The organism is Pelagerythrobacter marensis (genome assembly GCF_001028625.1).
Taxonomy (GTDB): Bacteria; Pseudomonadota; Alphaproteobacteria; order Sphingomonadales; family Sphingomonadaceae; genus Pelagerythrobacter; species Pelagerythrobacter marensis.
Genome location: NZ_CP011805.1, coordinates 152,742 through 173,974, shown reverse-complemented (window position 1 = coordinate 173,974; position 21,233 = coordinate 152,742). Strand labels below are relative to the sequence as shown.

25 protein-coding genes, 2 pseudogenes and 1 riboswitch are annotated in these 21,233 nt (G+C 64.2%); of the genes and pseudogenes, 6 read left to right on the top strand and 21 right to left on the bottom strand.

The annotated features are described in order from the left end of the window. Window positions 1–3: 3 nt before the first annotated feature. From AM2010_RS00930 to AM2010_RS00915, 4 genes are all read right to left on the bottom strand, one after another. Complete coding sequence (locus AM2010_RS00930) at window positions 4–1,278, bottom strand: dipeptidase (protein WP_047805487.1); 1,275 nt, start codon at window positions 1,276–1,278, stop codon at window positions 4–6. Continuing rightward, window positions 1,275–2,078: a DUF72 domain-containing protein gene (locus tag AM2010_RS00925; RefSeq protein WP_047805486.1), complete on the bottom strand. Its 804-nt coding sequence runs from the start codon at window positions 2,076–2,078 to the stop codon at window positions 1,275–1,277. The genes AM2010_RS00930 and AM2010_RS00925 overlap by 4 nt, the downstream gene beginning before the upstream one ends. Window positions 2,079–2,246: 168 nt before the next feature. Then, window positions 2,247–2,498 (bottom strand): SWIB/MDM2 domain-containing protein, encoded by a 252-nt coding sequence (locus tag AM2010_RS00920; protein WP_047805485.1) that lies wholly within the window; start codon window positions 2,496–2,498, stop codon window positions 2,247–2,249. A 33-nt stretch (window positions 2,499–2,531) separates the two neighbouring features. After that, a complete protein-coding gene (locus AM2010_RS00915) occupies window positions 2,532–3,137 on the bottom strand; it encodes a YbhB/YbcL family Raf kinase inhibitor-like protein (protein ID WP_053043824.1) in 606 nt (201 codons plus the stop codon). A 244-nt stretch (window positions 3,138–3,381) separates the two neighbouring features. On the opposite strand from AM2010_RS00915, the gene AM2010_RS00910 reads away from it, so the two are divergent. Together AM2010_RS00910 and AM2010_RS00905 are read left to right on the top strand one after the other, a co-directional pair. After that, window positions 3,382–4,848: a S41 family peptidase gene (locus AM2010_RS00910; RefSeq protein ID WP_047805484.1), complete on the top strand. Its 1,467-nt coding sequence runs from the start codon at window positions 3,382–3,384 to the stop codon at window positions 4,846–4,848. A gap of 53 nt (window positions 4,849–4,901) precedes the next feature. After that, complete coding sequence (locus tag AM2010_RS00905) at window positions 4,902–5,246, top strand: Mpo1-like protein (RefSeq protein WP_047805483.1); 345 nt, start codon at window positions 4,902–4,904, stop codon at window positions 5,244–5,246. Here the strand turns inward: AM2010_RS00905 and AM2010_RS00900 are convergent. From AM2010_RS00900 to AM2010_RS00880, 5 genes are all read right to left on the bottom strand, one after another. Further along, complete coding sequence (locus AM2010_RS00900) at window positions 5,224–5,667, bottom strand: COG3650 family protein (RefSeq protein ID WP_047805482.1); 444 nt, start codon at window positions 5,665–5,667, stop codon at window positions 5,224–5,226. The two genes, AM2010_RS00905 and AM2010_RS00900, sit on opposite strands and share 23 nt — an antisense overlap. Window positions 5,668–5,784: 117 nt before the next feature. After that, window positions 5,785–6,009: a hypothetical protein gene (locus AM2010_RS00895; protein ID WP_047805481.1), complete on the bottom strand. Its 225-nt coding sequence runs from the start codon at window positions 6,007–6,009 to the stop codon at window positions 5,785–5,787. Between the two features lie 72 nt (window positions 6,010–6,081). Beyond that, entirely contained in the window at window positions 6,082–6,294 is a 213-nt protein-coding gene (locus AM2010_RS00890) for a cold-shock protein (RefSeq protein ID WP_047805480.1), read from the bottom strand. A gap of 202 nt (window positions 6,295–6,496) precedes the next feature. After that, entirely contained in the window at window positions 6,497–6,931 is a 435-nt protein-coding gene (locus tag AM2010_RS00885; RefSeq protein ID WP_047805479.1) for a DUF6491 family protein, read from the bottom strand. Window positions 6,932–6,980: 49 nt separating this feature from the next. Beyond that, window positions 6,981–7,316 carry an antibiotic biosynthesis monooxygenase family protein gene (locus AM2010_RS00880; RefSeq protein WP_047805478.1) on the bottom strand — a complete coding sequence of 112 codons (336 nt, stop codon included), beginning with the start codon at window positions 7,314–7,316 and terminating at the stop codon, window positions 6,981–6,983. A 131-nt stretch (window positions 7,317–7,447) separates the two neighbouring features. Between AM2010_RS00880 and AM2010_RS00875 the strand changes: the two genes are divergently transcribed. Next, the gene (locus tag AM2010_RS00875; protein ID WP_047807565.1) at window positions 7,448–7,903 is read left to right on the top strand and encodes a GFA family protein; all 456 of its coding nucleotides are present in this window, start codon (window positions 7,448–7,450) and stop codon (window positions 7,901–7,903) included. Window positions 7,904–7,941: 38 nt separating this feature from the next. Here the strand turns inward: AM2010_RS00875 and AM2010_RS00870 are convergent, their stop codons facing one another. After that, complete coding sequence (locus tag AM2010_RS00870) at window positions 7,942–8,286, bottom strand: HPF/RaiA family ribosome-associated protein (RefSeq protein WP_047805477.1); 345 nt, start codon at window positions 8,284–8,286, stop codon at window positions 7,942–7,944. A gap of 173 nt (window positions 8,287–8,459) precedes the next feature. On the opposite strand from AM2010_RS00870, the gene AM2010_RS14450 reads away from it, so the two are divergent. Then, window positions 8,460–8,594 carry a hypothetical protein gene (locus AM2010_RS14450; RefSeq protein ID WP_269084055.1) on the top strand — a complete coding sequence of 45 codons (135 nt, stop codon included), beginning with the start codon at window positions 8,460–8,462 and terminating at the stop codon, window positions 8,592–8,594. Between the two features lie 12 nt (window positions 8,595–8,606). Here AM2010_RS14450 and AM2010_RS00865 read toward each other — a convergent pair whose 3' ends face one another. Next, window positions 8,607–8,810, bottom strand: a complete 204-nt coding sequence (locus AM2010_RS00865) for a hypothetical protein (protein ID WP_047805476.1) — start codon at window positions 8,808–8,810, stop codon at window positions 8,607–8,609. 125 nt (window positions 8,811–8,935) lie between these two features. Between AM2010_RS00865 and AM2010_RS00860 the strand changes: the two genes are divergently transcribed. Further along, window positions 8,936–9,424 carry a YaiI/YqxD family protein gene (locus tag AM2010_RS00860; RefSeq protein ID WP_236699477.1) on the top strand — a complete coding sequence of 163 codons (489 nt, stop codon included), beginning with the start codon at window positions 8,936–8,938 and terminating at the stop codon, window positions 9,422–9,424. A 54-nt stretch (window positions 9,425–9,478) separates the two neighbouring features. On the opposite strand, the gene AM2010_RS13620 is transcribed toward AM2010_RS00860, so the two are convergent. From AM2010_RS13620 to AM2010_RS00815, 10 genes and pseudogenes are all read right to left on the bottom strand, one after another. Further along, window positions 9,479–10,201, bottom strand: coding sequence for a hypothetical protein (locus tag AM2010_RS13620; protein ID WP_053043821.1), 723 nt, complete (start codon window positions 10,199–10,201; stop codon window positions 9,479–9,481). Between the two features lie 82 nt (window positions 10,202–10,283). Continuing rightward, a pseudogene (gene arr, locus AM2010_RS13880) lies at window positions 10,284–10,694 on the bottom strand (NAD(+)--rifampin ADP-ribosyltransferase); the annotation flags it as partial. A 9-nt stretch (window positions 10,695–10,703) separates the two neighbouring features. Beyond that, window positions 10,704–11,318 carry an alpha-ketoglutarate-dependent dioxygenase AlkB family protein gene (locus AM2010_RS00845; RefSeq protein ID WP_047805473.1) on the bottom strand — a complete coding sequence of 205 codons (615 nt, stop codon included), beginning with the start codon at window positions 11,316–11,318 and terminating at the stop codon, window positions 10,704–10,706. A gap of 1 nt (window position 11,319) precedes the next feature. Continuing rightward, window positions 11,320–12,186: a hypothetical protein gene (locus AM2010_RS00840; RefSeq protein ID WP_047805472.1), complete on the bottom strand. Its 867-nt coding sequence runs from the start codon at window positions 12,184–12,186 to the stop codon at window positions 11,320–11,322. A gap of 96 nt (window positions 12,187–12,282) precedes the next feature. Beyond that, a pseudogene (locus tag AM2010_RS14360) lies at window positions 12,283–12,672 on the bottom strand (hypothetical protein); the annotation flags it as partial. Further along, window positions 12,644–13,171, bottom strand: coding sequence for a DUF2199 domain-containing protein (locus AM2010_RS13875; protein WP_420834975.1), 528 nt, complete (start codon window positions 13,169–13,171; stop codon window positions 12,644–12,646). The pseudogene AM2010_RS14360 and the gene AM2010_RS13875, both read right to left, overlap by 29 nt. Window positions 13,172–13,242: 71 nt before the next feature. Further along, window positions 13,243–15,096: a phosphomethylpyrimidine synthase ThiC gene (gene thiC, locus AM2010_RS00830; RefSeq protein WP_047805470.1), complete on the bottom strand. Its 1,854-nt coding sequence runs from the start codon at window positions 15,094–15,096 to the stop codon at window positions 13,243–13,245. A 46-nt stretch (window positions 15,097–15,142) separates the two neighbouring features. Next, window positions 15,143–15,254, bottom strand: a riboswitch (TPP riboswitch). A gap of 44 nt (window positions 15,255–15,298) precedes the next feature. Continuing rightward, window positions 15,299–15,745, bottom strand: a complete 447-nt coding sequence (locus AM2010_RS00825; RefSeq protein ID WP_047805469.1) for a hotdog fold thioesterase — start codon at window positions 15,743–15,745, stop codon at window positions 15,299–15,301. After that, the gene (locus tag AM2010_RS00820) at window positions 15,742–17,598 is read right to left on the bottom strand and encodes a DUF885 domain-containing protein (RefSeq protein ID WP_047805468.1); all 1,857 of its coding nucleotides are present in this window, start codon (window positions 17,596–17,598) and stop codon (window positions 15,742–15,744) included. Before AM2010_RS00820 ends, AM2010_RS00825 begins: the two co-directional genes overlap by 4 nt. 117 nt (window positions 17,599–17,715) lie before the next feature. Then, window positions 17,716–18,996 carry a metal-dependent hydrolase family protein gene (locus tag AM2010_RS00815; RefSeq protein ID WP_047805467.1) on the bottom strand — a complete coding sequence of 427 codons (1,281 nt, stop codon included), beginning with the start codon at window positions 18,994–18,996 and terminating at the stop codon, window positions 17,716–17,718. 132 nt (window positions 18,997–19,128) lie between these two features. Between AM2010_RS00815 and AM2010_RS00810 the strand changes: the two genes are divergently transcribed. Beyond that, window positions 19,129–21,171, top strand: a complete 2,043-nt coding sequence (locus AM2010_RS00810; RefSeq protein ID WP_047807563.1) for a S9 family peptidase — start codon at window positions 19,129–19,131, stop codon at window positions 21,169–21,171. Window positions 21,172–21,233 lie beyond the last annotated feature (62 nt).

Genomic DNA, 21,233 nt, shown 5'->3' with positions numbered 1-21,233 from the left:
ACGCTATTCGGGCACCGGCGTTTCGATCGGCGGCATGTTCGCCTGCTGCGCCGCGACGGCTTCTGCCGCACGCATGACTCGCAGAACATTGCCCATCGCGATCTTTTCGAGATCGGCCTGGCTATAGCCGCGGCGTGCCAGCTCCACGAACAGCGCGGGATAGCCCGTTACGTCTTCCATACCCACGGGCCCCGTCGGCATTCCGTCGTAATCGCCCCCGATCCCGATGTAATCGATCCCGGCGACGTCGCGGACGTGATCGATATGGTCCGCCATGTCGGCGATGGTCGCCGACGGCGCGGGGTTGGCCGCGTCCCATTCGCCCAGCGCCGAGGCGGCCATGTCGGGCCGCCCCTGCCACAGCGACTGAAGCCGCGCCTTCTCCGCCTGACGCCGGGCGTTCCACTGACGCATATCTTCGCTGAGATAACCGGGCAGGCCGACGACCATGACCACCCCGCCGTTCTCCGGCAGGCGGCGCAGGATCGTATCGGGCACATTGCGCGAATGGCCGTTGACCGCCTGTGCGCCCGAATGGCTGAAGATCACCGGCGCGACGGCGACGTCCAGCGTGTCGGCCATTGTCGCTTCGCTCACATGGCTGAGATCGACGAGCATGCCGAGCCGGTTCATCTCGCGCACGACCTGCCGGCCGAAGTCGGTCAATCCGTCATGTTCGGGATCGTCGGTCGCGCTGTCGGCCCAGGGCGTGTTGCGCGAATGGGTGAGCGTCAGATAGCGCGCGCCAATAGCGTGCATCTGGCGCAGAACGGCCAGGCTCGATCCGATCGAGTGGCCGCCTTCCATCCCCATCAGCGAGGCGATCTTGCCCTCCTTCACCGCGCGTTCGACATCCTCGGCCGTCAGCGCGAGCGCGAGCCGGTCGGGATAGCGGTCGATCAGGCGGCGGGTCACGTCGATCTGTTCGATCGTCGCCTGCACCGCTTCCGGCTCGTCCATTGCCGCCGATACATAAACCGACCAGAACTGCGCCCCGACTTTCCCCTCGCGCAGGCGCGTCAGGTCGGTGTGCATCGTGCGGCCATCCGCGTGGTCGCTGCCGGTATCTGTCGTATCGACGAAATCGAAATCGCCGATCATGTTGCGCCAGCGTGACCGCAGCTGAATGGGGACGTCGTTATGACCGTCGAACACCGGCGCGGCATCCAGCGCAGCCTCCGCCACCTGTTCGGGCGTCTGGGCCACTGCGCCGGTGGGGATCGCCCCCGCCAATGCCAGGATCAACGCGCACAGCGGCAGCGACGACGGTATTCTCATTGCAATCCCTCCAGTATTTCGGCGAGCGCCATCGCGGCCGCCGGCGCGCGTTCCTTCGCGCCGTTGATCATGAAGGCGAAGACATCTCCGCCATAGTCCTGGCTGTCGGTCGGTTCCGCGGCATACGCCAGGCCCTGCGGCGCGGAACCGCCCGACCACGCACGGCACATCCCCGCTATCCGATCCAGATCCGCCCGGTCGTATCCGGTCTCGCACTCCGGTTGCATCTTCTGGCACCGAAGATAGGCGAAGCCGGCGGTCCGGTCGGCGATCGGCACGCGGCCATCATCCTCGGACCAGACGATGGCGACCCTCGCTTTACGCGCAAGCTCCACAAATTCCGGGCAGGCGAAACTCTCGTGCCCCGCTTCGATCGCGTGGCGCAGCGGCAGGCCGGCGACTTCGGGTGGCAACAGCGCCAGAAACGCCGCCATCTCGTCGCGTTCGAACCGTTTGGTCTTGGCAAGTTGCCACAGGATCGGGCCGAGCCTGTCGCCCAGTTCGGCGATGCCCTGCCCCACGAATTTATCGATGGATTCGCCGGCCTGCGACAGATCCTTGCGGTTCGTGACGAAGCGCGAACCCTTCAATGCGAAGACGAACCCCGGTGGGGTGTCATCGCGCCATTTGGCAAAGCTTTCCGGCTTTTGCAGACGATAGAACGTGCCGTTGATCTCGATCGCGCCGAGCCGTTGTGCGGCGTAGGAAAGCTCGTCTGCCTGGCGCAGCCCCTTGGGATAGAACATCCCGCCGCGCCAATCGGGGTACGTCCATCCGCCGATGCCGGTTCGGATTGTCATAGGCCCCAGAAACCTTCGTCGAGCGCCGGGAGCGGTCCCGGACATCATCGGCAACAACGCCTGTCCGGCGATCTTGCCGCCGCCGAGCGCAAAGTTCGCGCAGGGTCCATGCCCCGCGCCGTATCCGGCGGCGTCAGCGACAGGCGCGACGCCGCCGGCGGATCACAATCAGGTGAGGTGCTTGGACACCGCAGCCGTCATCTTGAACATCGAGATCTGCGCAGTGCCGATCACGGCGCCCAGCTTGGCGTCGGGATTGATCATCCGCTTGTCCTGCGAATCCTGCAGGTTGTTGCCCTTGATGTATTCCCACACCTTGGACGTGACCTGAGCGCGGGTCATCGGCCCCTTGCCCACGACATTCTCAAGGTCCGATGAGAGGTTCACCGGCTTCTGCAGTGCATTGTTCTTGCCAGCCATTTTAAGGTCCTTTCCTTCTTGGCTTGTTGCTGGTTACACAGAATCGTCTTCGTCCCAAGCGCCTTCCCCTGCATCCTCCGGCTGGCGCTGGTACTTTCCCGTCAACACGGCGACCGCGGTGACGTGGTTCTTCATCGCCGCGATCAGATCCTCACGCTCTGCCCCGGGCATGAGCGTCAGTGGCAGATCGAGGGCGAATAGCTGAAATACATAACGGTGCGCGTCGTCTTCCCGCGGCGGCTCCGGCAGAAGCCATTCGGAATTGCGATGCGAATTCTTGCCGACCCGCGGCGGCACTTCGCCTTCCAGCAGCTTGCCCCGCTGACCAGGCAACCCCCACACGAGCCAATGGCACGACGGAGAGTCACCCGCCGTATCCGCATCTTCGACCACCAGCACGAGTTCCTGCGTGCCCGGCGGCGGAGCGGTCCATTCGAGAGGGGGCGCCACGGCATCCTCCTCATCCGCAGTAAAGCAGGGATCGAGTTCATCGCCATCGGCAAATGCCGGACTGGACAGCGCAAACCCGCCGCGCGCCAACATGCGCTCGTCCCCCAGATGCGCGACCGTCAGCCGCCCATCGCCCGGACCCGAGCCCTTGAGCGCTCCAGCAAGCCAGGACGGAACGGTACTCGACATTGGAACTCCTGTTGTTTCAGACGGAACAACCTAGGGGCAACCGCCCGGTCCCGCGAGAGCGGTAAGGCGTAAATACGAGGTTTTCCACCGATCAGAGCCTCATTTTCAGCCGATTGGGCGTTAAACTCATGTAATATTCGCAGTTTACACTGCTCAGCCAGCTTGCACCGGTCGCCCGGGGCGGGCATCCTGCTTCCCACAGACCGCCCCTGCCGCATGCCAAGGGGCTGACGGGAGGACGACAATGGGTCGAGGTCGCACTGCACTCAGCATCGTTTTGGCAAGCTCGCTTGTCGCCTGTGGCGGGGGTGGGGGTCGCAACGATTCCGGCAGCGGCGGACCGACCAGCGGCAATCCCACGCCTACCCCGACTTCAGGCACTTCCGAATGCTCGCTGTCGGCCCGGCAGGATTTCGTTCGTGCCGTGCTCGATGAATGGTACCTGTTCCCCGACCTGATCGCGACCGGCGTGAACAAGGCCGACCATACCGATCTGCAATCGTACATCGACGCGCTCGTTGCCCCGGCCCGCGCACAGTTGAAGGACCGGTATTTCACCTACATCACCTCGATCGCCGAGGAAAAGGCTTACTACAATTCCGGCTCCAATGCGGGTTTCGGGATCAGGCTGGGGTACGATACCGGCAGCAACCGGGTGTTCGTGATCGAAGGGTTCGAGGAAGGCCCCGGGGTCCCGCAGGGTCTCGACCGCGGTGTCGAACTGCTGGCGGTCGGCACCAGTGCCTCGACCCTGCAGAACATATCGGACCTGATGGTTTCGGGTGGACCGCAGGCGGTGGTCAATGCGCTCGGGCCGTCGGACCCCGGCGTCCAGCGCGTGTTCCGTATCCGCGAGGCCGGCGGCACGGAGCGCCAGATCACGGTGACAAAGACCGAACACGCTCTCGACCCGGTATCGGACCGCTATGGCGCCAGGATCCTCAACGATGGCGGCAAGAAAGTCGGCTATATCAATCTACGGACCTTTATCGGCCCGGCCGAAGCCGACTTGCGCGAGGCGTTTGCCAATTTCCAGGCACAGGGCGTGACCGAGGTGATCGTCGATTTCCGGTACAATGGCGGCGGTCTGGTGGAAATTGCGGAGCTGATGGGCGACCTGATGGGCCGTGGCCACGTCGGTCAGGTCTTCAGTCGCACCACGCTGCGGCCTTCGAAGTCGAGCGAGAACGAAACTCGCCTCTTTGGCGCTCAGAACCAGGCGATCGCCCCGACGAAAATCGCGTTCATCGGTACTGGCGGGACTGCTTCGGCCAGCGAACTCGTCACCAATGCTTTTACCCCTTATCTCGGCACCGACATGGCACTGGTGGGAACGAACACCTACGGCAAACCGGTCGGCCAGTATGGCTTCGATCGCCGCAATTGCGACGATCGGCTGCGGGCGGTCACATTCAAGACCGACAATGCCGATGGCCAGGGCGAGTATTTCACCGGGCTGGCTAGCGTAGTCCCGGTGACATGCCGCGCGACCGACGACATCCTGACACCGCTGGGCGATCCCGGGGAAGCTTCGATCGCACAGGCCCTGGCATTTCTGCGCGGTGGAGCTGGCGTGTGCAGCGCGATCAGCGGCCGCGATGCCACCGCGGCGCAGAGTGGGGCCACCGGCCGGTCGATCACCGCCCAGCGCGAAGTGCTCCAGCCCGATCGACCCACACCCGCCCAGCGCGAGACGCCGGGACTGTTCTAGCGCGCCTTTCGCGGGGATTTGCCTGGCGCGGGCCGGCGTGGCATTATCGCGTCATGGCCCGTGCCTATTCCACATTCGCCGAATTCTGGCCCTTCTATCTGCGCGAGCATTCGCTGCCGCGCACACGGGCGCTGCATTATATCGGCACGACGCTGGTGCTCATGATTGCCGCATTCGCGCTGGTGACGGGGCGCTGGTGGTGGCTGCTCGCGCTGCCACTCGCAGGCTATTTCTTCGCCTGGGTCGCCCATTTCGGTGTCGAGAAGAACCGCCCGGCGACGTTCACTTATCCGCTGTGGAGCCTCGCCGCGGATTTTCGCATGTGGTGGCTGTGGCTCACCGGCCGGCTTGGGCCGGAACTGGATCGGGCCGGCGTCAGGGGTTCGCCGGGCCGCTGAACGGCTTGCTTTCGCTCCAGGCGCAGCCGTTTCGCTGCTCATCGCCGATCTGCAAGGTAACGGTAAACGGGTACGTCCGATCGCTCATGCCGTCGGAGCATTCGCCGGGCGTCACGGTCATGTCGAACGCCTGCCCATCCAGTGTTCCTGAATAGCCAAGACCATTGTTGCCTGCGAACCGTTCGACCGGGATCGTCGTACCGTCGATATTTTCGGGCGTGGAGTAAGTCAGCGTTTCGCCGGTGATTTCGCCGCCCCAGAACGGCTCGGTACCGGTGAAGGTCACCGTTTCGCGCGGTGCGATATCAGAAAACGCCTCTCCGGGCGTGTCGCGCGTGGTTCCCTCCGGTCCTTCGGGTCCGGGTTGGCACGCGGTGAGCGAGATTAGGGCGGCGGCAGCGGCGATGAATGAACGGGTCATGCCTCCATTCTAAGCGCGCCGACCTGCAATGGCCAGTGGCAAGAGGCGGTTCGGTCTACCGAAAGACCAAGCGACACAAAGTCGGTATCTTTGCCTCGGCGCAGTGCAGCGGGCGCCCTATTGGGGAGGGCAGGCTTCCAGCGCTTCTTCTGCGCGGCGGACGGCCTTTTCATGCTCCACCCGAATTCGCTCCTGCGCGACGGCGCGCGCCTGATCGGCCAGAGAACGCCAGGTTGCTTCCGAACGCAGCGCGCGATCGCGCACGTTGTCCAGCACGGCGACCCGCGCTTCGGCGGCCGCTTCGTTGGCGCGTGCTTCGTAGAATTCGAAACCCTGGCTCATGGATGGAGTCCTTCTTTCGAAACGGAGTGGGATGCCGGGCGCGGACCTGGGGCGCGCGCCCGGCAAACCGGATTAGTCGGCGGTGGAAAGGTTGATCGCGCTTTCCTTGCCATTGCGGCCACGCTCGACTTCGTAGTTCAGACGCTGATCCTTATCGAGCGACTGCATACCGGCGGCCTGAACCGCGGTGATGTGAACGAAGCTGTCGGGCGAGCCATCGTCGGGCTGAATGAAACCATAACCCTTATCGGCATTGAAGAACTTTACGGTGCCGGTCTTGGACATCGAGTGTTTCCTTTCAAGAAACGGTATTGCTGGCGGACGGAATTGCCCGCCGGTCGTGCGTCGGGTCGTCAAATGAAAGGAAGTCGCCGTCTGGGTTGCGCCGGTGCCGCGCGAGGGCGGCCAAAGGCGGTCGTCAAAAGCCGAAGTCCGTCGCAATTTTCGACGTCAGCGCCGGCCATCTAGCACGCCCGGGACGATTCACCTAATCATCGCTGCGACTGCGCCGCGCGCCCGGCTCTCCGGGGTCGAGCTTGCGGATCATGCGCACGGGGCACACGCGCGGGCCGAAGGCAGGATCAGGCACCACCAGGTCCACGTCGATACCGCGGCATATCCGCCCGATTCCCCGGTCGCGCAGGCCGATCCGCCACGAGAAATCCAGGTCGGGACATCCCCCGAACGTTTCGAACAGATAAGTGTCGCGCGCGCCGACATCGACATAGATCCGCTCTGCCCCGTCCTCGCTCTCGGGCGCGGAACGATAGCCGGTGACCGACCGGGCGCTGAAGCATTCGCGCGGGCTGGCGGACGCATTGCCGGCCGCCGAAGGTCCGTCCGCAGCCGGAGTGCAGGCCGCGGCGAACGCCAGGCCGAGCGCCCCCAGCGCGGCGATTGGGAGATGGGATGGTGTGGGCATGGAAACCTCCGTTCTCTCTCGCGTCGATCCGGCAATGCTGCCGCACCTGTCAGACGGTGCCGCTGCCCGGCGGCCTTGCCAGCAGATCGTCGGTCACTTCCATCAGCAGCAGCGGATCGTCGGCGGTATCGGCGATCGCTTCGGTGAAGGCGCGCCGCGTTTCCGGCTCGTCGTAAGCCATCTTCGCGTCGTAGGCCGCTTGCCAGGTTGCCCTGTCGGGCCATTCGGCGACCCCGACGAAACGGGCGTTGTCCGCATCCCAATGAAGGCGCGAGCCGAGCGAGCCGTATTTGCGCGCGATCAGTTCGGTGCCGCGCCGCCAGGCTGCGCGAAACTGCGCTTCCTTGCCCGGATGGACCTTCCACCAATAGGCGGCGACGAACATGGCACGGCCTCCTCTTACCGCCATCAACCCGCGCCGCGCTTGCCTGTTCCGGCGCTGCGCAAAGCGCCTTGTGCCCGCCGCGCCGCGCGTTATCCTGCGGCGGCAAGATCCAACCTGTCGAGGAGCCCGCCATGGCCGATCCCGTCCCGCTCGATCCGCCGCTCGAAGGGCGCTGCCTGTGCGGTGCCGTCACCGTTCGCCTGAACAGGGCGAAGCCGGGGATCGAGGTTTGCCATTGCGACATGTGCCGCCGCTGGACCGGGGGCACGTTCTTCTCGCTCCACGGTCTTCAGCCCGAAGCGTTCGCGCTATCGGGGGAGGATGCCGTGCACCGTTACGATTCGTCCGAATGGGCCGAACGGGCGAGCTGCGGGCGCTGCGGCAGCAACCTGTGGTACAGCTTCAAGCCCGCCGGAACCGTATCGTTCATGGCCGGCCTGTTCGACCTGCCGGCGGACTGGAAGCTGGACGAGCAGATCTTCATCGACGAAATGCCGCCCCACACCGAACTCGCCGCCGATACCCCGAAGAAAACCGGGGCCGAAGTGATTGCCGAGGCGAAGGCCGCCGGTTTCAGCTTCGACTAGGGCGCAACGGCTCGCCCGTGCGAGGGCGGCAGACCGTGCTACAGCGCCTTTTCGGGGCGCGGATCGTGGCTGTGTTTCGCTTCCTTGCCGAAATGCCGTTCGAGCCGCTGGGCAAGCGTGTTCGCTGCCTTGCGCGCGGCATCGTCCACTGTCGCGGCATGTTCGGTCACCCCGATCGCGCGGCCGCCGCGCGGGCGCGCCTCTATCGTGCAGGCCTTGTCGTTCGCCCCGCCCTTCGATCCGTTCTCGTCACGCACATGGATTTCGAGCCGGGTCAGCCGTTCTTCGAACCGCGCCAGCTTCTCGCGCACGCTGGCCTCGATCCGTTCGGCGACGTTTTCCGTACCCATGACCGACGAGTCGGAATTGAACTGGACCTGCATAGCGACATGCTCCTTTTGTGGTTGCGGCTTTGTCATATACCAAAATGGGAAGCACGCCGCGGGTTTCCAGTAAAATCGGCCGGCCTGCCCGCGGGGGACGATTTCATGCAGGGCGCGCGCATAAAGCGCGTATCGTGGCCGGCGGGGCACCCCGCCCCGCTAGGAAAACGATCATGGCCAAGGGCCAACGCAAATCGAACCGCGAAATCCGCAAACCCAAGGCGGAAAAGGCGCCGAAACAGAATGCCTCCAACCCCAGCCTCAAACCCGGCGGGATCAAGGGGCTAGAGAATATGAAAAACGCCTGAGCCGCACGCCGGCTATTCCCCGCCGCCGCCGCCGCCGCCACCCCCCGCGCCGCCGCCAGCGTCACGCCCCTGCTTGCGGGCGTGGGCCGCCATCGCTTCGTCCAGTTCGGCGATCCGGCGGCGTTCGGGCGTGTCCCTGGCCAGCCCCTTGAGCCGGCAGGTCGCCCACAGCGCCTTGCGCTCCGACTGCATGGATTTGAGATAGAGATCGGCCATCGGGGGCCTCCTTTCTTTCGCGGGCCTATGGGCGCGGCGGGGGCGAATGGCCAGCGCCGTGCGCGAATGGCCCGAACGCGTACCCGCCAATGACTTCGCGCGACAGGGACGCTAGAGCGCGCCGGGTGAACGCCGACCGCCCCCCTCTCACCATCCTCGTCGATGCCGACGCCTGCCCGGTGAAGGAGGAGATCTACCGCGTCGCCGAACGCTACCGCGCCCATGTCGCCGTGGTCAGCAACGCCCCCTTCCGCGTGCCGCAAAGCCCGCGCATCCGCCGCGTGGTCGTGTCCGACGCGTTCGACGCGGCGGATGACTGGATTGCGGAGGAGGCTGTCCGCGCGGCCCCGCGCTGCGTGGTGGTGACGGCCGATATCCTGCTGGCCGAACGCTGCCTGAAGGCGGGCGCGAGGGTCATCGCCCACAACGGCAGGCCGTTCGATTCCGCCAGCATCGGCGGCGCGATCGCCACCCGCGCGATCATGGCCGACCTGCGCGCGGGGATGGATGGCCCGCTGGGCGCCAGCGGCGGCGGCCCGCCCCCGTTCGCGAGGGCGGACCGATCCCGCTTCCTCCAGGCGCTGGACCGGGAACTGGTCGCGCTGAGCAAGTGATCCGCCGAACTGCGCGGCCGCCGACCATCGGCGGGTGACGAAGGCGACACCGCGTCACTTTTCGCTCTCGCCGCCAAGCCCCTGTAAAGCCGCGATCAATTCGTCGTCGCTCCAGCCGGACGGACAGGTGGCGGAGGGGCTGTATGTCGCCTTCGCGCTGCTCTGGCGCAGGATCGTCTCCAGCTCGCCCGGTTCATCCGGCCCCGGCGCGCCAGTATCGACCGCCTCGCCCGCCTCGACCCGCGCCAGCAGCGCCTCGAAATCGCGCGCGTGCAGTTCGGCGCGAGGGCCGAGCCGCCCGAACACCGGATTGCCGCCGAGCGTGAAGCGGTTGAGCAGCGCGACCGTCAGCCGCTCGTCATACCGGCGGTAAGTCCCGACCTGCTCGCCCTGGAAATAGACCGGCACCTCCACCCCGTTGAGCGCGCGCTCGAGCGCGGCATGGGCGAGCACGTCGTAACTGTGGTGGAAGGCGACTTCCCACGCCAGATCGAAGGCCTTGCCCTTCAGGCGGGAACGCAGGCGATAGGCCGACTGACGGCTCATCCCGACCGACTTCGCCGCCGCGCTGACCGAATGCGTGGCCGACAGCGCGCGCAGGAAGCCCGCCTGCCGCTCGAGCGTCCAGCCATCGTGGCGAGTGGCTGGCCCGCCCCCGCCCCCCTCCCCACCGGACGCGGCGGAGCAAGAGGCGGGGGACGCGGCGGAGGTTTCGCCGCCGTCCGGGCCGCTGGCGGCCCCTGCGGCGAAGGCGGAGGGATCGGGATGCGTGCTCATCGCGCAGGATAAGGCACAGATGGGGCCCTGTAGGAAAATGGTTTTTGCCGGTGGGGCGTGCGGGGTGGAGGCGGTGGGGGGCTCAGTCGATGATTTCGGGCCCGCCCTCGGCTTCCATCCGCGCAAGCGCCGCCTTCATCTCCGCCAACCGCTCGGGCGGATGGGGTTCCCACGTCTCGACCTCGCCGACGACCTTGAGCGGCTCGCGCGAGCGGTACGACTCGGTCGGGTTGCCGGGGAAGCGCTTGTTGGTGAGGTTGGGGTCGTCCTCGAACGCGCCGGTCGGCTCGACGATATAGATGCGCTCCCGGCCCTCGCCCTTGGCCAGTTCACACCCCCAGACCGCCGCGTCGATCGTACCGGAAAAGTAAATCCACGACAGCTTTCGGTCGGCGTAGTTGGAGGTGAAGCCGGGCGAGAGCAGGTCGCCCGGCGCGAGATCGGCGCGGGCGCCGTGGTAGAAAGGCCGGAGGCGTTGCGGGCGTAGGTCATGGCCTCGTCCTCAGGAGAGAAGCGTTCTAAACGTCAAATTCACACGTGGTCCGCACGGTCGAGTCTGCTTATTAATGCCGTGCTTCCAGTTGTGCTGTGTAGACCCTTTCATCAAAAGCACGGTGCCTGCCTCTAGAGGAATTTTTACAGGCGGAATCTCTTTGGCGAACTTATGTTTCATCACAAAAGTCCGGGTGGCCCCGAATGTCACCGATGCTATGATTGGATTCTTTCCTAATTCCTTTTCGTTATCGCTGTGGAAACCCATGCTGTCGTTGTGATCCCGATACAGATTCAAGAACACTGCATTGAATGTTGCATCGGTGCAGTCTTCAACCCGCCGTTTTATTTCACGCAATAAATCGGTCCAAGGAAGAGGATGAAGAGAAATTCCTGAATAATCATAGGTCTTTCCCTTGTCGGCATATAAAGCCACAAGGCGGGGCTGGTCATGCACCTTACCGTATACGCGAACCTGCTCCTGACGCCACTTAGTGTCATCAATCAATCTCCGAAGCATTTCAGGATACGATAACGGCATCTCAATCTGATGCAGGATTGAAACATCCGCGTCGGGCAAGTCTAGAGCCTCAAATTGTCGGTCGAGAGAGAACAAGTCTCTCATTTCACACCCTTCTCAAAAACTTCGAAAGCGCATCGCTCGTCGTGTGCGGAGTAGCATCGTAAGCGCATGAGTAACTCGAATAAGTTCCCCCCAATTCCTCTTTAAACGCAATTTCCTCTATAACCTCATTAACTTGACTAGCTCTTCCAAAACCTTTCACAAAAGTTTTAGAGTCATTAAAGAACTTATAAAAGCTGTATGCATTGCTGTCATTATAAAAAATATATGAACCACTATCCATCGTACCGTATAAATGCCTCAAACCTTCAAGTATCTCATTCTTGTCTTCAAGAGCACACAACTCCGATATGACAAAACTCAATATTAAAAGATCATCGCCTTCCAGCGAGATCGCTTTGCATTCTTTCTGGTTTGCGAGATCAAGCTCGTCATAGATCAATTTGATCGGTAAGTGATTTGAGAGATCATCGATCAAAGCTTGGCAAGGGTGTTCCCACTCCGAATCTTTATCGAGCACCCAATACTTTATAGATTCGACGCTTTCACCGCTGGATTCATCTAGAAGATACATGACCAGGCCCGCGAGCTCGCTACCCGGACCTCCACCCAGACTTGTGACCCTCGCGACATCGGCGCTAAAAATTGGCTCCTCGAGTTCTTTGCGATGCTTCTTCAAAAGTTCGTAGGTAAAAAATGCTCGCCCTACCCCATATGCATACACGTAAGCGGCTTGGGTCGCCAAATCTCCATAGTCGATTATGGTACGACCGGGGTCTGTCAGCTCATTATAATCGGAACGGAGTTGCTCAAGCCTTTCACCAACGAGGCCAACCCACGCATCTCCATATCGCTCCCGCCCCTCGCCATCGAGACTGTTCAACAAATTCTCGAATACCTCAATGATCACTTGAGCGCTCCTTGTTCTCCATCTGTTCTCGTAAAGCGCTTGGGTCTGGTTTGCAACCTATCGTGCGATGTTAGGTCGCAATCGAGCGAATCCCATTTACTCATCCGGGAGATATAGCTTCTCCCCCTTCTCCCGGTAAACCTTACTCATCTTCTCCATCCCCCTCGGCCTCGGCCCCCTCAACCGGCGTCGCCGCCGCAAGGTAGCCGTCCGAGTTCTGTTTCGCCGCAAAGTCCCGCACTTCCTGCGTGATCTTCATCGAGCAGAAGTTGTCCTCGCTTCGCTCGTTCGCGTCGGCCGCTAAGCGGCCTCGGCCCGGGCCCGCACATCGAGCGGACGTGGTCGGTCTCGGCGACTTCCGCGGAGAGCGTCTGGTCGTGATATTGCTCGGCGGTGCCGGGGACGAGGCTCAGGCAAGAACCGGTCGCGCCAGCGGAATTCGAGGAGAGCCGCTTCGCTACTGTATTGTCGGGCCGTGACCGTTGGCTCGCAGGATTTCCAGAAGATCCCGTGCGGAGAGCCCCTTCCGCTGGGCTACGGCGATCGGGTGATCCTCATCGACTACAAGCAGACGCGGCCTTTGTTGGCCCGAGCGTGGACATACGTCTACTGCGACAGGATCGACGAGATGCGGCTTGAGGCTGTTGCACAGCCAGCCGAACCATGGCCCCGCGTCTTCGTACTCTCCACTGTCGAAACCCTCGACATACTCCTCGAAGTTCTCCCGGCTGAGCGACGACCAGCAGCCGAACCCCCAGGAATGCTCCAGCCCGCACACGGGAAACTCCAGCACGCAGCGGACGAGAAAATGCTCACCATCGAGCACGCAAAAATCCTCAGAGAGGAAGTCGCCGTCCCTCCGTAGCGCGGAGTTGGGTTCATGGCTCGCGCCGTAGCTCCAGGGATCAGGATGATCCGCCGTGAGATCGGTAATACCATGGAACCATTCCCCGCAGCAGGAGCACTGCCAATCGCCCTGCAACATCTGTAGGGTCAGCGAATCCTCACAGGCCAGTGGATCGGGCGGCGATTTGCGCTCGAACAGGCGACGGAAGATCATTTGGCCGGCATGTAGAGATCGCCGCCCTCGCGGTACTTTTCGGCCATCTCATCCATACCCTCGTCGGCACCCTCGACCGGCGCGGTTGCCGCGAGATAGCTATCCGAGTTCTGCTTCGCCGCGAAGTCGCGCACTTCCTGCGTGATCTTCATGCTGCAGAACTTCGGCCCGCACATCGAGCAGAAGTGGGCGGTCTTGGCGCCTTCGGCGGGGAGCGTCTGGTCGTGGTACTGCTCGGCGGTGTCGGGGTCGAGGCTGAGGTTGAACTGGTCGCGCCAGCGGAATTCGAAGCGAGCCTTTGACAGCGCGTCGTCGCGCACTTTCGCTGCCGGGTGGCCCTTGGCGAGATCGGCCGCGTGGGCGGCGAGCTTGTAGGTCACCACGCCCACCTTCACATCGTCGCGGTCGGGCAGACCGAGATGCTCCTTGGGGGTGACGTAGCAAAGCATGGCGGTGCCGTACCAGCCGATCTGCGCCGCGCCGATGCCGCTGGTGATGTGGTCGTAGCCGGGCGCGATATCGGTGACGAGCGGGCCCAACGTGTAGAAGGGCGCTTCGCCGCAGGCCTCGAGCTGCTTGTCCATGTTCTCCTTGATCTTGTGCATCGGCACGTGGCCGGGGCCCTCGATCATCACCTGCACGTCCTGTTCCCAGGCGCGCTTGGTGAGTTCGCCCAGCGTGTAGAGCTCGGCGAACTGCGCTTCGTCATTCGCGTCGGCGATAGAGCCGGGGCGCAGGCCGTCGCCGAGGCTGTAGGCGATGTCATAGGCCTTCATGATCTCGGTGATCTCGTCGAAGCGTTCGTAGAGGAAGCTCTCCTTGTGATGCGCGAGGCACCATTTCGCCATGATCGAGCCGCCGCGCGACACGATGCCGGTGACGCGCCGGGCGGTCATCGGGACATAGGGCAGCCGCACGCCGGCGTGGATGGTGAAATAGTCGACGCCCTGTTCGGCCTGTTCGATCAGCGTATCGCGGAAGATTTCCCAGGTCAGGTCCTCGGCAATGCCGCCGACTTTCTCCAGCGCCTGGTAGATCGGCACGGTGCCGATGGGGACGGGGCTGTTGCGGATGATCCATTCGCGCGTGTCGTGGATGTTGCGGCCGGTCGAGAGGTCCATGACCGTGTCCGCACCCCAGCGGATCGACCAGACCATCTTGTCGACTTCGCTCGCGACGTCGCTGGCGACGGCGGAATTGCCGATATTGGCGTTGATCTTGACCAGGAAATTGCGCCCGATCGCCATCGGTTCGGCTTCGGGGTGGTTGACGTTACTGGGGATGATCGCGCGGCCGCGGGCGACCTCGTCCCGCACGAATTCGGGGGTGACGAATTCGGGGATTTCGGCGCCCCACGAATTGCCGTCCATCTCGCGCCGCACGAATTCGCGGCCCAGGTTCTCCCGCTCCGCCACATATTCCATCTCGGGCGTGATGATCCCGCGGCGGGCGTAGTGCATCTGGCTGATGTTGCCGCCGGCTTTCGCGCGCAGCGGGCGGCGCAGCGCGGTGGGGAAGGCGGGCACGCCGCCGCTGCGGTCGGGGCCAAGCTGGCCGTTGTCTTCCGGCTTCACCTCGCGCGGCTCGTATTCTTCCACGTCGCCGCGCGAAAGCTGCCATTCGCGGCGCAGGGCGGGCAGGCCCTGGCGAATGTCGATCTGCGCCTCCGGGTCGGTATAGGGGCCGGAAGTGTCGTAGACCCGCACCGGCGGTTCGCCGCCCTCCAGATCGATCTCGCGCATGGCGACGCGCACGCCGCTGCCGGTGCGCGCGCCGACATGGATCTTGCGGCTGCCGCGGATCGGGCCGGTGGTCACGCCGATGTCGAACTGGGAATTGATGTCGGCCATAGAATCGCTCTCCGTACAAGTTCGGAGCGAGGCCACGGATTCCTGTAGCGAAAACCGCTTCCCTCCCTCCGCCCGTATTACCGGGATCAGGTTCGACGGGTCGCGGGCTATTCCGCTCTCAACCTGCGATTGCGCGACAGGCTCCCCGGGGATGGCTCGCGTCTAGCCGATGCCGGGGGGCGTGTCACGCATTGCGCGGTGGCTATTTGCGATCGATCTCGATCACGGCGACGGTGAGGCGCGAAATGCAGACCAGCTTGCCCGCCTCGTCCTCGATGCGGATCGACCATATCTGGGTCGTGCGCCCCAGGTTCTCCGCCCGGACGGTGGCGAAGACCCAGCCGTCGCGCGCCGGGCGCACATGGTTGGCGTTGATTTCCATGCCCACCGCGGCAAAGCGCGCGGGGTCGATCGTGCTCGCCGCCGCGACCGATCCGACCGTCTCCGCCAGCGCGACCGAAGCCCCGCCGTGAAGCCGGCCAAACGGTTGATGCGTCCGGCGATCGACCGGCATCCGCGCGCGCATGAAATCGGGGCCGACTTCGACGAATTCGATCCCGATGTGGCCGGGCATCGACTGATCGCCCAGCTCGGTCAGGGCGGCGACTTCGGGGGTGACGCCGCCGTGCCAGATCGTCGCGCCGCTCATTGCGCGGAAGCTCCCCCGGGCGCGGAAGGCCCCCCGACCGCGATCCAGCGGTCGATCTTCGTCTCCAGCACCGGCAACGGCAGCGCGCCGGTGCCCAGCACCTGGGCGTGGAACGCCTTGATGTCGAAATCGTCGCCCAGCCGTTCTTCTGCCTTCTCGCGCAGTTGCTGGATCTTGAGCGCGCCGATCTTGTACGCCAGCGCCTGGCTGGGGATAGCGATATAGCGTTCGACTTCGGCCACGACTTCGGTCCGCGTCATGCCCGAATTTTCGAGCATGAAATCAATCGCCTGCTCGCGCGTCCAGCCCTTGGCATGAATGCCGGTGTCGACCACCAGTCGCATCGCGCGCAGCTGTTCGTCCTGCAGGGTGCCATAGCGATTCCAGGGATCGTCGAAGAAGCCCATCTCGTACCCCAGGGTTTCGGAATAGAGCGCCCAGCCTTCGACATAGGCGGTATTGCCGCCGAAGCGCATGAAGGCGGGCAAGGCATCGTTTTCCTGCGCCAGGCTGATCTGGAAGTGATGCCCCGGCGCCCCTTCGTGCAGGTAGAGCGTGACATTGCCCGTCGTCAGCCGGCTGGGCAGATCGTAGGCGTTGAAATAGAACGTGCCCGGCCGCGATCCGTCAGGCGCGCCGGACATGTACGATCCGCCCGCCTCGAACTTCTCGCGGAAAGGTTCGTAAGGCTTGATCTCCAGCGGGGTCTGGGGGACGAGCGAGAAATACTCGCCGATCTTCGCATCGACCTGTTCGCCGATATCGTAATAGCTTTGCGTCAGCGCCTCGCGGCTTTCCGGCGCAAACTTGGGATCGGTGCGAACGTAATCGAAGAATTCGTTGAGCGTGCCGTCGAAGCCGACTTCGGCCTTGATCTCTTCCATTCCGGTCTTGATCCGCGTGACTTCGGCCAGGCCGAGTTCGTGGATTTCATTCGCATCCAGCGCCAGCGTGGTCGTGCTTTCGATCAGGCGATCATACAGCTTCGCCCCGCCCTTCATCTGCGACAGGCCAACCGAATCGCGCGCATTCGGCAGATAGTCGTCGCGCAGGTAATCGCGCAGACGCTCGTGCGCGGCATAGATCGCCTGAACGGCGGCGCGATAGTCTTCGGTCAGGCGTTCCCTGTCGGCATCCGAAAAATCGTCGGGGAACATGCCGACCGGCCCCCACAGCGGCGATTCTTCCAGCGGCATGGCGAGCTGAGTGTCGAGCTGTTCGACCACGTTGCCGATGGTCAGCTTCGTCGCATAAACGCCCGTCGCCTGGCCCTGACGGAACCGGTCGATGGAACGGTCGATCAGATCGACATATTCGGCATGACGGCTGAGGTTGTTTTGATAATCCTCCAGCGTCTTAAAGGGCGCTGCCCCCTGCCCGCTGGCGAAGGTCGGGTAAAACGTGTGGTAGCCGAAGAAGTGGTTGATCGGGCGCACTTCGGTCAGCGCCAGAATATCGGGCGCGTAATCCTTCAGCGTATTGCGCTGGTTGTATTCGAACACGTCGTAGGCAAGCTGGTCGGTGGCGTTCAGCGCGGTACGGTCGATCTTCGCCAGCGCAGCCAGGTTCTCGCGCGCAAAGGCAATGGTCTGCGCGTTGTATTCATCAGTCAGGAAGCCGCCGAGCCTGTCGGCATAGCGCATGTCGCCGCGAAACAGCGCCATGATCGGATTGAGTGCGAGGTACTTCTCGTTGGCCGCCGCGAACAGGGCGAACAGCCGATCGTGCTCGGTCTGCTCACGCGCTTCGACAGGGGACGTTTCCGCGCCCTGCGCCGCCGCCGATGCGGCGGGCGCGGTGAGGCAGAGCGAAAGCGCGGTGGTCGCGGCAAGCGCGAGGCGAAGGCTATTCATGCGAGATCTCCCCTGTATTCGTTTGTCGGCGTGTTCATCTATCGGCCCAGCCTAGGCACAGCGCCGCGGATTGCGGGCGCACTTCGACGAGGCGGCCATTCCGTTCGACCGGTGCGGTTATTCGATCACACGGCCCCGCGCCATGACCCATTCGACATTTTCCAGCACCGTGGCATCTTCCAGCGGATTGCCCGCCACCGCGACGATATCCGCTGAATAGCCGGGGGCCAGGCGGCCGATTTCGTTTTCCATCTCCAGCACTTCGGCGGCCACCGTGGTGGCGCTGGCCAAGGCCTCGCGGCTCGACATGCCCTGCCCGATCATCAGGCGGAACTCGCCCGCATTGCGGCCATGTTCGAACACGCCGGCATCGGTGCCGAAGGCGATCCGCACGCCTTCGCGGTGCGCCTTGCCCATGAACACGCGCGCGGCCTCCGCCACGGCGCGCACCTTTTCTTCCACCACCGGGGTATAAGTGCCGGTGCCGAGCCGTTCCGAAATGCCCTGAAACGCCATCAGCGTCGGGACCAGCACGGTGCCGTTCGCCTTCATCGCCCCGATCGCGCCATCGTCGAGATATGTGCCGTGCTCGATCGTGTCGATCCCGACCTTGCTGGCCGCTTCCACCCCGCGCGCGCCGTGGGCATGGGCCATGACCTTGAGACCCAACGAATGCGCGGTGTCGGCAATCGCCGCCATCTCCGCATTGGTGAAGTGCGCGTCGAGCCCGCGGCCCTGCTGGCTCAGCACGCCGCCGGTCGCGGTGATCTTGATCCAGTCCGCCCCGTTCTGGCTCGCGCGGCGCACTTTCTCCGCGCATTCGACCGCGCCGGTGCAGGCATAGCCCGATGCGAGAACGTGGTTGATATCCGGCCGGAAGCCCGAAACGTCGCCGTGGCCGCCGACGATGGCGAGCGCGGGGCCGGCGGCAACGATGCGCGGGCCGGGGATCATGCCTTCTTCCGTGCCCCGGCGCAGGGCAAAGGCGGTGTGCTGCGCGCTGCCCGCCTCGCGCACGGTGGTGAACCCGGCCAGCGCGGTCAGGCGCGCGTTCTTGGCCCCGACCACGACGCCCCATTCGTCGGGTTCGACCGCTTCCTTCCAGAAATCGCCGCCCGGATCGCCGGTCAGGTGGACGTGCAGGTCGATCAGGCCGGGCAGGACGGTGCGGTCCGACAGGTCCACCGTATCGGCCCCGGCGGGCGCGGGCTGGTGGCCGCTTTCGATGGCGACGATCCGCCCGTCGGTAACGGTGATGGTGGAGGGACCGCGCGGGTCGCTGCCGGCATCGGTCACGACCGCGCCGGCATGGATCACGATCGTTTCGGCGAGCGCCGGCGCGGCACCCAGCACAGCGGCGAAAGCGGCGGCGGCCGCCAGCGGAACCTTGAACTTCATCGAGCAATCCTCCCTGTCGGCGCGGGTGATGCCCGCGCGCGCCGTCCGGCGCAAGGGGGGCACGGCCTGCCGTTTGCCCTACGCGCCACAGGCTGTATGACCGCGCAGGCAGTTTCATTCGAAAGGAAATCCATGACCCGGACACTGGTTAGCGCCGCGACCCTGCTCGCATCGGTTTCGCTCGCCGCCACGGCCGCCGCCCGGCCGATGACGGCCGAAGATGTCGCGAAGCTTGAAACCGTTGGCGAACTGGCGGTTTCACCCGATGGCAGCCGCATCGCCTATACCACGTCGCGCAGGCCGGATGTCACCGCAGGCGAAGACAACGGCGGCAGCGAAGACCAGCTCAAGCTGGCATACGGGCCCGACAGTGCGCGCGACTTCCTGCCCGCGGATATCGACGTGTCGGCCGTGCGTTTTTCGCCCGATGGGCGGATGGTCAGCTTCCTTCACAAGGCCGAGGATGAAAAGCGCGCGGTCTGGGGCATTCCGGTCGATGGCGGGGGCCATCGCAAGCTCGCCGAGATCGAAGATGCGCATCTGCGCGACTATGCCTGGTCGCCCGACGGTGCCACGCTGTACCTGCTGGCCGCCGCCGCGCCCGACAAGGCGCTGGACAAGCGCAAGAAAGCCGGTTTCGACGCCGTGGTTTACGAGGAGGAGGCGGATCTGAACCGGCTCTTCGCCGCACGCGTCGGGCACGAAGTCGATTCGGCCCCGCGCGCAATCGACATCCCCGGCCACGTCAGCGGCATCCAGGTCGCATCCGACGGGACCACCGCGATTGTCGAAAGCGCGCCTTCGCCGCTGGTGGACGACAGCTATACCTCCAAGCGCGTGCATATCCTCGATCTTGCCCGCGGGCGCGTGCTGCGCGCGGTCGAAACGCCGGGCAAGCTGGGCGATGTCGAGATTTCGCCTGACGGCAGCCGCCTGTCGCTGATCGCGGCGGTCGATGCGAACGACCCGGCGGCGACCACGCTGCACATGGCCGATGTCGCCACCGGCACCTATCGCGCGCTCAACGCCGGTGCGCCCGAAGCGACCAGCGATGCGGAATTCCTGCCCGACGGGCGGCTGGCCGCAATCGTCGATGTCGGCGCGCAGAGCGTGCTGCGGATCTATTCGGCCGAAGGCGACGTGCTGGAAGAGCATGACCCCGGCGCACTGATCCTCAGCGATCTGGAAGTGGGCGGCGGCACGATCGCGGTCGAGGCCCATTCGCCCGAGCATCCGCCGGAGCTTTACGTCGTGTCGGACGGCCAGTTCACCCGCTGGACCCGGCACAATCCGTGGCTGGCCGAAATCGACATGGGCGCCCAGCGCACCTTCACCTATACCGCGCGCGACGGGCAGGAAATCGAAGGCGTCCTGATCGAGCCGGTCGGCAGCATTCCGCGCGGCGGGGCACCCGTGATCTTCGACGTTCACGGTGGGCCGGAAGCCCACGAATCGAACGGCTGGCAGACCTATTACAGCTCCCCCGGCCAGGTCGCCGCCGGGCGCGGCTATGCCGTGTTCATGCCCAATTACCGCGGCTCCACCGGATACGGCACGGCCTTTTCCAAACAGCACCAGGGCGATTACGCGGGCAAGGAATTCGACGATCTGGTCGATGGCAAGCGCGCGCTGGTCGAAGCCGGCATCGCCGATCCCGACCGTGTGGGCCTGACCGGCGGGTCCTATGGCGGCTTCGCCACGGCCTGGGGCTCCACCTATTACTCGCAGGAATTTGCCGCCGGCGTCATGTTCGTGGGCATTTCCAACAATGTCAGCAAGTTCGGCACGACCGACATTCCCAACGAGATGTACCTTGTCCACGAACGCAAGTGGCCGTGGGAAGAATGGGACCACCTGATGGAACGCAGCCCGATCTATCACGTGGACAAGGCCGAAACCCCGCTGCTGATCATGCACGGCGACAGCGATACCCGCGTTTCGCCGACGCAAAGCTACGAGCTTTATCGCCACATGAAGACGCGCAAGCCCGAAACGCCGGTGCGGCTGGTGCTCTATCCGGGCGAAGGGCACGGCAACCAGAAGGCCGCCGCGCGCTACGATTACAGCGTGCGGATGATGGAGTGGTTCGACACTTACCTGAAGCCGGGCAACCGCAATGCGCCGCTGCCCGCCCCGCGGCCGGAACTGAAGATCGACGAAGAAGGCGAGGATTGACGGGCTGACGGGCGCGGGGCGCGGCGTTCAGCCCGCGCCCCCGCCCGCATCATTCACCCCTG

What these genes read in the sequence shown, in the direction of transcription:
- AM2010_RS00930 (WP_047805487.1), bottom strand. Translation starts at nt 1,278, where the DNA reads ATGAGAATACCGTCGTCGCTGCCGCTGTGCGCGTTGATCCTGGCATTG.
- AM2010_RS00925 (WP_047805486.1), bottom strand. Translation starts at nt 2,078, where the DNA reads ATGACAATCCGAACCGGCATCGGCGGATGGACGTACCCCGATTGGCGC.
- AM2010_RS00920 (WP_047805485.1), bottom strand. Translation starts at nt 2,498, where the DNA reads ATGGCTGGCAAGAACAATGCACTGCAGAAGCCGGTGAACCTCTCATCG.
- AM2010_RS00915 (WP_053043824.1), bottom strand. Translation starts at nt 3,137, where the DNA reads ATGTCGAGTACCGTTCCGTCCTGGCTTGCTGGAGCGCTCAAGGGCTCG.
- AM2010_RS00910 (WP_047805484.1), top strand. Translation starts at nt 3,382, where the DNA reads ATGGGTCGAGGTCGCACTGCACTCAGCATCGTTTTGGCAAGCTCGCTT.
- AM2010_RS00905 (WP_047805483.1), top strand. Translation starts at nt 4,902, where the DNA reads ATGGCCCGTGCCTATTCCACATTCGCCGAATTCTGGCCCTTCTATCTG.
- AM2010_RS00900 (WP_047805482.1), bottom strand. Translation starts at nt 5,667, where the DNA reads ATGACCCGTTCATTCATCGCCGCTGCCGCCGCCCTAATCTCGCTCACC.
- AM2010_RS00895 (WP_047805481.1), bottom strand. Translation starts at nt 6,009, where the DNA reads ATGAGCCAGGGTTTCGAATTCTACGAAGCACGCGCCAACGAAGCGGCC.
- AM2010_RS00890 (WP_047805480.1), bottom strand. Translation starts at nt 6,294, where the DNA reads ATGTCCAAGACCGGCACCGTAAAGTTCTTCAATGCCGATAAGGGTTAT.
- AM2010_RS00885 (WP_047805479.1), bottom strand. Translation starts at nt 6,931, where the DNA reads ATGCCCACACCATCCCATCTCCCAATCGCCGCGCTGGGGGCGCTCGGC.
- AM2010_RS00880 (WP_047805478.1), bottom strand. Translation starts at nt 7,316, where the DNA reads ATGTTCGTCGCCGCCTATTGGTGGAAGGTCCATCCGGGCAAGGAAGCG.
- AM2010_RS00875 (WP_047807565.1), top strand. Translation starts at nt 7,448, where the DNA reads ATGGCCGATCCCGTCCCGCTCGATCCGCCGCTCGAAGGGCGCTGCCTG.
- AM2010_RS00870 (WP_047805477.1), bottom strand. Translation starts at nt 8,286, where the DNA reads ATGCAGGTCCAGTTCAATTCCGACTCGTCGGTCATGGGTACGGAAAAC.
- AM2010_RS14450 (WP_269084055.1), top strand. Translation starts at nt 8,460, where the DNA reads ATGGCCAAGGGCCAACGCAAATCGAACCGCGAAATCCGCAAACCCAAG.
- AM2010_RS00865 (WP_047805476.1), bottom strand. Translation starts at nt 8,810, where the DNA reads ATGGCCGATCTCTATCTCAAATCCATGCAGTCGGAGCGCAAGGCGCTG.
- AM2010_RS13620 (WP_053043821.1), bottom strand. Translation starts at nt 10,201, where the DNA reads ATGAGCACGCATCCCGATCCCTCCGCCTTCGCCGCAGGGGCCGCCAGC.
- AM2010_RS00845 (WP_047805473.1), bottom strand. Translation starts at nt 11,318, where the DNA reads ATGAGAGACTTGTTCTCTCTCGACCGACAATTTGAGGCTCTAGACTTG.
- AM2010_RS13875 (WP_420834975.1), bottom strand. Translation starts at nt 13,171, where the DNA reads ATGTTGCAGGGCGATTGGCAGTGCTCCTGCTGCGGGGAATGGTTCCAT.
- thiC (WP_047805470.1), bottom strand. Translation starts at nt 15,096, where the DNA reads ATGGCCGACATCAATTCCCAGTTCGACATCGGCGTGACCACCGGCCCG.
- AM2010_RS00825 (WP_047805469.1), bottom strand. Translation starts at nt 15,745, where the DNA reads ATGAGCGGCGCGACGATCTGGCACGGCGGCGTCACCCCCGAAGTCGCC.
- AM2010_RS00820 (WP_047805468.1), bottom strand. Translation starts at nt 17,598, where the DNA reads ATGAATAGCCTTCGCCTCGCGCTTGCCGCGACCACCGCGCTTTCGCTC.
- AM2010_RS00815 (WP_047805467.1), bottom strand. Translation starts at nt 18,996, where the DNA reads ATGAAGTTCAAGGTTCCGCTGGCGGCCGCCGCCGCTTTCGCCGCTGTG.
- AM2010_RS00810 (WP_047807563.1), top strand. Translation starts at nt 19,129, where the DNA reads ATGACCCGGACACTGGTTAGCGCCGCGACCCTGCTCGCATCGGTTTCG.